The following is a 239-nucleotide window of genomic DNA, read 5'->3' as shown; positions in this document are numbered from 1 at the left end:
TTAAATCAAAATCGTCAGCCGTCAAAGTTGGAACGGTCACACCCTCTGGACCAGTCACCTTAAACTGCGCGGTATCCACGTTCGTGGTACCGTCATAAACCTTGGTACCATTACTAATCTGTACCGTGGCAGTTGTGTCTGGAGTAATCGTCAGATTACCGGCTGCCACATTACTGCTCGTAATTGTGTAGTTCTTATTTGCACCTTGCAGTGCTTCAATCCCAGCTTGGTTCAGCGTT

1 protein-coding gene is annotated in these 239 nt (G+C 47.3%); it reads right to left on the bottom strand.

Features of this window, described 5'->3' with window-relative positions; translation table 11 throughout:
• The coding region (locus CES82_RS12615) for an MBG domain-containing protein (RefSeq protein ID WP_180245754.1) at window positions 1–239 on the bottom strand (239 nt) is incomplete at both ends.

This window comes from Secundilactobacillus silagincola (genome assembly GCF_002583405.1).
GTDB lineage: Bacteria > Bacillota > Bacilli > Lactobacillales > Lactobacillaceae > Secundilactobacillus > Secundilactobacillus silagincola.
This window is presented reverse-complemented; position numbering and strand designations above follow the sequence as displayed.